The sequence below is a fragment of the Nocardioides jensenii JCM 1364 = NBRC 14755 genome (assembly GCF_001552535.1).
GTDB classification, from domain to species: Bacteria; Actinomycetota; Actinomycetes; order Propionibacteriales; family Nocardioidaceae; genus Nocardioides; species Nocardioides jensenii.
This window is the reverse complement of the sequence record NZ_BCRJ01000062.1, coordinates 57,266-64,066: the sequence shown is the minus strand read 5'-3', so window position 1 is coordinate 64,066 and position 6,801 is coordinate 57,266. Positions and strand designations below refer to the sequence as shown.

Below are 6,801 nucleotides of genomic sequence, written 5' to 3'. Positions count from 1 at the left end.
AGAGAGTCACCTGTCACTCGGCGGACTACCTGCAGCGTAGGGCCGAGCTGCAGGAGCTCGAGTCGATCACCGTGGTCGGCAGTGGCCAGAGCGCCGCCGAGGTGTACGCCGACCTGCTGTCCGGGATCGACGAGCACGGCTACACGCTGACCTGGGTGACCAGGTCCCCCAGGTTCTTCCCGATGGAGTACACCAAGCTCACCCTCGAGCTGACCTCCCCGGAGTACACGTCCTACTTCCAGACCCTGCCCGGCGGCACCCGCGACGCGCTCCTGCGCGAGCAACGCTCGCTCTACAAGGGAATCAGCGGCGACCTGGTCAACCAGATCTACGACGAGCTCTACCGACGCCAGGTGCTCGGCGGCACCGAGACGACACTGATCACGAACACCGCGGTGACCGGTGCCTCCACCCTCACCGACGGCGTCCGGCTGGACCTGCACCACGTCGAACAGGACGAGGCCTTCTCGCTCGACACCCAGGGTGTGGTCTTCGCCACCGGCTACACCCGGGAGGTGCCTGGGTTCCTCTCCCCGATCCGCGACCGGATCACGTGGGACGACCGTGGGCGCTTCGTGGCCGACGAGAACTACGCCATCGACCTGCACGGCACCGAGATCTTCGTGCAGAACGCCGAGGAGCACACCCATGGCTTCGTCGCCCCCGACCTCGGCATGGGCGCCTACCGGAACTCGGTGCTGATCGCCGCCATGCTCGGCCGGGAGGCCTACCCGGTCGAGAAGCGGATCGCGTTCCAGGAGTTCGGCATCCCCGACCACCTGAGGAGCGCCCCGTGAGGATCACTCTCGAACCCGTGGTCGTCGAGCGCGACCTCGCTCTGCTGCACGCCTGGGTGACCCACCCGCGCTCGGTCTACTGGGAGATGCAGGACGCCACCCGCCTCGACGTGGCCCGCGAGTACGACGGGATCGCCGCCGACCCCCACCACGACGCGTGGCTCGGTCGCGCGGACGGGGCACCGGCGTTCCTGGCCGAGACCTACCTTCCGCACCACGGCCCACTGGCCGAGCTGCCCGAGATCTCCGACGGCGACCTCGGCATGCACGTGCTCGTCGCCCCGCCGGTCAGGCACCGGCGCGGGTTCACCACCGAGGTGTTCCGGGCGGTGATGGAGTTCTGCTTCGCCGATGCCGCCGTACGCCGGGTGGTCGTCGAGCCGGACGTGCGCAACGACAAGATCGCGGCCCTCAACGCAGCCGCCGGCTTCGTCGTCGAGCGTCACGTGGACCTGGGCCACAAGACTGCCGCCCTGTCGTTCTGCACCCGTGAGGCGTTCACCGCCTCCTCACTGGGGGTTCCCGCATGAAGCACCACGACATCACGCACCTCCAGCCCGAGCTGCTCGCCACCGCGCAGACCTCACTTGTCGGCAAGGCGATTGCCGAGTTCTCCCACGAGCGTCTGCTCTCGCCGACGGCTCGGGGCGACGCCTGGGAGCTGGTCTCGCCCGACGGCTCGGCCCGCTACACGTTCGACGCTCGGCGGCACGCCCTCGAGCACTGGGTGGTCGACCGCGACTCGCTGCATCGCACGGTGCACGGCGACGGGCGCCCGCTGGACGTCCAGCAGTTCCTGGTCGAGTTCGCGCCGCTGCTGGGCATTCCCGACGCCCTGCTGCCGACGTACCTCGAAGAGCTGGCCTCCACGCTCGCGTCGGCGATGTGGAAGCTCGGCAACTCCGACGTGTCCTCCGACGAGCTCGTGCACGCCGACTACCAGGCGATCGAGGCCGCGATGACCGAGGGCCATCCGGCCTTCGTGGCCAACAACGGCCGCATCGGCTACGGCGGCGACGACTTCGCGGCCTACGCCCCCGAGACCGGGAGCGAGGTGCGACTGGTGTGGGTCGCCGTACGCCGTGACAGGGCCGAGCTCTCCCTGGGCGACGGCCTGACCGAGGAGTCGCTCTATGCCGAGGAGCTGGGCGAGGAGACGCTCGCGACCTTCCGCTCGAGGCTGGCCGACCTGGGGCTCGATGCCGCCGACTACCTCCTGCTCCCGCTGCACCCGTGGCAGTGGGTGAACCGGGTGGCGATCACCTTCGCCCCCGACGTCGCCCGCCAGGACCTCGTGTTCCTCGGCGAGGCGCCGGACACATTCCGCGCCCAGCAGTCGATCCGCACGTTCTTCAACACCAGTGACCCGCAGCGGCACTACGTGAAGACGGCGCTGGCCATCCAGAACATGGGCTTCCTGCGTGGGTTGTCGCCGAAGTACATGACGGTCACGCCCGCGATCAACGACTGGGTGCGCGACCTGGTCGCCTCCGACGACGAGCTGCAGGCGCGCGGATTCGGGGTGCTCCGCGAGTGTGCGGCCATCGGCTACACCGGCGACGCGTTCCATGCCCTGGGCTTCGTCTCGCCCTACCAGAAGATGATCGCGGCGCTGTGGCGCGAGAGCCCGTTGAACCCCGGCGTCCCGTCAGGGGTGGCCGAGGGTGAGCGCCTCGCCACCATGGCCTCCCTCCTGCACCGTGACGCCAAGGGCTCCTCGTTGGCCGCCGCGATGATCGCCGAGTCCGGGCTCGGCCCCGCGCCGTGGGTGCGCCGCTACCTGGACGCCTACCTGCGGCCGCTGGTGCACTGCCTGCTTCGCTACGACCTCGCGTTCATGCCGCACGGCGAGAACCTGGTCATGGTCATCGAGAACCACGTGCCGACGCGGATGCTCATGAAGGACATCGGCGAGGAGGTGGCGGTGATGGGCGACCTCCCACTCCCTCCCACGGTCGAGCGGATCCGCGCGCGCGTCCCCGTCGAGGAGCAGTCCCTGGCCATCCACACCGATGTCTTCGACGGGTTCTTCCGACACCTGGCCGCGATCCTCGACGACGACGGCGTCCTTCCGGAGGCCCGCTTCTGGGGCGAGGTCAGGGCCTGCATCGAGCGGCACCTGGCTGACCATCCGGAGCTGGCCGAGGGCGCCGCGAAGCACGATCTGTTGCGGCCCGCGTTCAGGCACAGCTGCCTCAACCGGTTGCAGCTGCGCAACACGCTTCAGATGGTGGACCTGACCGACCAGGCCGGCTCCCTGCTGTTCGCCGGGGAGTTGGCGAACCCCGCAGCTGCTGGAACTCTTGCAGGATGACCACCCCCTTCAGATGCTCACTTCGTTCCGCTTTGAACAGGGACCCAGGATGAGCTCCGAGGTCATCCACGACGCGCACGGCATCCCGCACATCCGGGCCGACTCGCTCGAGGAGCTCGCCTTCGCGCAGGGCCACGAGATGGCCACGGCGCGCGCCGGTCAGCTGGAGCTCGAACGGCTGCGCAGCGAGGGCCGGACCGCTGCCCACCTCGGGCGGGCCGGGCTGGAGTGGGACCGCTTCTCGCGACGGGCCGGCATCGACGAGCTGGCCCAGCGGGCGTACGACGGCCTCGACGACGAGACCCGCGACTTCCTCGTGGCCTTCACCGACGGCGTCAACGTGGCCTTCCGGGACCGCCGTTGGATGCCGTGGACGCCGCTCGGGGTTTTCCTCGTGCAGCAGATCCAGTTCGGGTCCTACCCCTCGAAGCTGTGGCGTGACCGAGTGGCCACCACGCTCGGCCCGGCCGGCCTGCGCGCCCTCTCGGTCGAGCCGCCCACGGTCGCCGGCAGCAACGCGTTCGCCCTGACCGGAGCCCGCACCACGACAGGGCTGCCGCTGGTCGCCGGGGACCCGCACCGGATCTTCGAGGCCCCCAACGTCTATCTGCAGACCCACCTGGCCTGCCCCGACTTCGACGTGGTCGGCTTCTGTTTCCCGGGAGTGCCGGGCATCCAGCACTTCGGCCACACCGGCTCCGTTGCGTGGGGACTGACCAACGCGATGGCCGACTACCAGGACATCTACGCCGAGCGGCTCGAGGTCCGCGACGGCCGGGTGGTGGCACTGGGCCCCGACGGTTGGGAGCCGGTCGAGGTCCGCGAGGAGTTCCTCGACATCCTGGACGACGAGCCCGAGCCGATCGAGATCGTCGTCACCGCCCGTGGCCCCATCGTCTTCGAGTCCGAGTCGATCTCCCTGCGCACAGCCTCGTGGGAGCTCGGCGACCTGGGATTCGGTGCACTGCTGCCCCTGCTGCGTTCACACACCGTGGCCGACGTCGAGGCCGCACTCGAGCACTGGGTCGAGCCGGTCAACAACTGGGTGATCGCCGACTCCACGGGCGTCGTACGCCACCGGGTGGCCGGCCGCGTGCCCGAGCGCGACCTCGCCAACCGGTTCGGCATCGTGCCCGCCTCCGAGTCGCGACACACCTGGCGTGGCTGGGTGAGCGACCTCCCCGTGGTCGAGCCCGGCGACCACGGCAGGGTGGTCACCGCGAACGAACGCACCACCCCCGGCCACGACGTGATCAGCAGCCACTTCGCCGAGCCCTGGCGGGCTGACCGCATCGGCGAGCTCCTCGACGCCGGGGACAGCTGGTCCGCCGAGAACGCGATCGAACCCCTCACCGACATCCGCCAGCTCGGCGGCGACGCGCTGCTTGCCGCGGTCGCCGCGCTCACCGACCTCTCGCCCGGCGCCGCCGATCGCCAACGGACTCTCGGCTCCTGGGATCTCGCCATGTCCGTGGACAGTCCCGGCGCGGCGGCCTTCAACGAGGTCCGGGAGCGCCTCGTCCTGGCGATCTGCGAGCACCCTGCCCTCGGTGACCTGCGTGACGACCAGACCCACGGCGCGATGTACGCACCCTGGCTGTGGTTGCCGGGCCGGGTCGCCCAGTCGCTGCCGAACCTGCTCGCGCACGGCGACGAGATCGGCCTCGACTCGGCCGCCCTCGTCCGCCAGGCGGTGGAGGCCGCCACCGCCCCTCGCTCGTGGGGCGAGCGCCACGGGTTCGCCCCGGTGACGGGCCTGGCCCAGTTCGGGCTGGAGGACGACGCCGTGCCGGTTGCTGGAGCGCCGCTGCCGGGCGACGTGAACTGCGTCGCTGCGATGGGCTGGCTGCCCGGCACCGCCATGTCGGTGCGCGGCCCGGTCGCCCGCTACGTGTGGGACCTGGCCGATCGCGACCGGAGTCGCTGGGCGGTTCCCCTCGGCGCCTCGGGCATGCCCGGCCATCCGCACCAGGTCGACCAGTTCGAGGCCTGGCGCGACGGAACCCTGATCCCGGTCACCACCGACTGGGACACCCTGCGCACGGAGCACTCGTGATGATCACCCTCGACGCCCGACTCACCCTGCGGCCCGTGGATCCCGAGTCCGACGGGAAGCTGCTGCACGGCTGGGTCACCGAGGAGCGGGCCAGGTTCTGGGGGATGCTCGACCGCCCGCTCGACGAGGTCATCGACATCTACGCCTACATCCAGGACCAGCAGCACCTGGCGGCGTACCTCGTCTGCTGGGACGGCGAGCCCTGGGCGTTGTTCCAGACCTATGACCCGGCCGTCGACGAGATCGGCACCTTCTACGACCGACGACCGGGGGACTTGGGCGTGCACCTGCTGATGGGGCCGGGCAGACGACCCGACGGGTTCTCCGAGGCGATGTTCACCCACCTGCCCGGGTGGGTCTTCACCGACCCCGCCGTGCAGCGCATCGTGCTCGAGCCAGACGTACGCAACGACGCGTCGGTGAGCCTCATGCCGCGCCTCGGTGCGCGGCTCGGACCGCAGGTCGCGATGCCCACGAAGACGGCGCAGTTCGCCTTCATCGAGCGCTCGGGGTGGACCGCTCCCTGACCGGGTCAGCCCGCGGCGTTGCGGAGCAGGCGCAGGCGGGGGCGCGCCACCACGGCCTCACGCACGAACTCGGCCACCCGGGACAGCGCGTCGCTGCTCTCTGGCAGCAGCCCGCCGAGCACGGGGAAGGCATGGACCTGCCCCTCCCAGATGTGCAACGTCACCGGGACGCCGGCCCGTTGGAGTCGCTCGGTCATCATCTCGGCGTCATAGCGCAGGATCTCGTCGGCGGCGCAGATGATCAGTGCCGGCGGCAGCTTGGCGAGGTCGCGGTTGACCGGTGACATGGCCGGGTCGTGGATCGGCTTGCCGGTGACCACCCGAGCGATGGCGTCGAGCCGCCGCGCGGGGATGTAGTGGTCGCGCCGCGCATTGGCGTGGTTGCGACGCTCGGTGTTGTCGAACTCCAGCCACGGCGAGAGACCGACGACGCCGGCCAGGGCGATGCCCTGCGAGGTGGCTTCGAGGGCGACGGCGAAGGCGAGGTGCCCCCCGGCCGAGTCGCCGGCCAGGACGAGCTTGTCAGCGGCGAACCCGCGCTCGATCATCCAGTTGGTGGCGTCAACGCAGTCGGCGATGCTCTGGTCGACCAGCGCCCTGCCGTGCTGGCGATAGGCAACCGCCAGCACCGGGAGCCCGGTGCGGAGTGCGAGGTGCTCGACGATGCGACGGTGGGTGGCCAGTCCGCAGAAGACGAACGCACCCCCGTGGAAGTAGACGATCGCGCCTGCCCCTGAGCGAACCCCCTTGGGCATGACCAGCTCGCCGTGCCAGCCGTCGCCGGCGACCTTCTCGACGGTGGTGTCGCGATGCCGCGGTGCCAGACGGGCACCCACGTCGAGGGCGTGACGCAAGGGAGCGACCGGCCCGTTGACCGGGAACCAGGCCAGCGCGGGCCGCGCGATCAGCTTGGCTGCGGTTCCGACGACGACCGACCGCACGCTGCTGCGCTGGTGCACTTCGATCATCGGGTCCTCCCCCGTTGCGGGTCGCAAATCTCTTGACAGTCATCAAGCGTTTGGTGACTGTACGTCGCCAACGTGCTCCAGGTCACGCATTTCACGGAAGTTCGTGTTTCAAACATCTCGGCGTTCTTCCAACCAGGCT

The 6,801-nt window shown here is 70.1% G+C and carries 6 protein-coding genes; 5 read left to right on the top strand and 1 reads right to left on the bottom strand.

Annotated features, from left to right (window positions below):
• The 5 genes from NJ4_RS14160 to NJ4_RS14140 form a co-directional block, all read left to right on the top strand.
• Positions 1 to 797, top strand: a 797-nt coding sequence (locus NJ4_RS14160) for a lysine N(6)-hydroxylase/L-ornithine N(5)-oxygenase family protein (protein WP_157551135.1), incomplete at its 5' end; no start/stop codon positions are given.
• Positions 794 to 1,327, top strand: coding sequence for a GNAT family N-acetyltransferase (locus NJ4_RS26425; RefSeq protein WP_217996860.1), 534 nt, complete (start codon positions 794 to 796; stop codon positions 1,325 to 1,327). The genes NJ4_RS14160 and NJ4_RS26425, both read left to right, overlap by 4 nt.
• Positions 1,324 to 3,111: an IucA/IucC family protein gene (locus tag NJ4_RS14150; protein ID WP_067436268.1), complete on the top strand. Its 1,788-nt coding sequence runs from the start codon at positions 1,324 to 1,326 to the stop codon at positions 3,109 to 3,111. The genes NJ4_RS26425 and NJ4_RS14150 overlap by 4 nt, the downstream gene beginning before the upstream one ends.
• A 49-nt stretch (positions 3,112 to 3,160) precedes the next feature.
• The gene (locus NJ4_RS14145) at positions 3,161 to 5,167 is read left to right on the top strand and encodes a penicillin acylase family protein (protein WP_067436265.1); all 2,007 of its coding nucleotides are present in this window, start codon (positions 3,161 to 3,163) and stop codon (positions 5,165 to 5,167) included.
• Entirely contained in the window at positions 5,167 to 5,694 is a 528-nt protein-coding gene (locus NJ4_RS14140) for a GNAT family N-acetyltransferase (protein ID WP_067436282.1), read from the top strand. Before NJ4_RS14145 ends, NJ4_RS14140 begins: the two co-directional genes overlap by 1 nt.
• Before the next feature lie 5 nt (positions 5,695 to 5,699).
• Here the strand turns inward: NJ4_RS14140 and NJ4_RS14135 are convergent, their stop codons facing one another.
• Positions 5,700 to 6,662, bottom strand: a complete 963-nt coding sequence (locus tag NJ4_RS14135) for an alpha/beta hydrolase (protein WP_067436263.1) — start codon at positions 6,660 to 6,662, stop codon at positions 5,700 to 5,702.
• Between the last annotated feature and the right edge of the window lie 139 nt (positions 6,663 to 6,801).